Consider the following 325-nt stretch of genomic DNA (forward strand, 5'->3'; position numbering starts at 1 on the left):
ACCGAGCAGGTTTCCGGTCCAAGCTTCTGTACGCTGGTGGTGACGTAGTAACGGTAGAGACGACCCTTCTTCCTCGTGTGTGCCGGTGTCATGGCATAACCATTGGGCGCGAAGATCAGGCCTCTGAGCAATGCGGGCGTTTGCCCGCGGCAATGCCCTGCCCGCTTGYGCGGTGGCTCGGCAATGATCGAGCGGACCTTGTCCCAGAGATCTTGCGAGATGATTGGCTGATGCTCGCCGGGATAGCTCGTGCCCTTGTGGACGGCCTCGCCGATGTACACCCGGTTGCTCAGCAACTTGTAGAGAAGGCCTTTGTCGAAGGCCT

The 325-nt window shown here is 59.9% G+C and carries 1 protein-coding gene; it reads right to left on the reverse strand.

Translation table 11 applies throughout. The features are described 5' to 3' along the window. A partial coding sequence (locus AC1DZU_RS35710; RefSeq protein WP_477292173.1) for a recombinase family protein occupies positions 1 to 325 on the reverse strand: 325 nt, incomplete at both ends.

The organism is Mesorhizobium sp. P2_A12 (assembly GCF_056405075.1).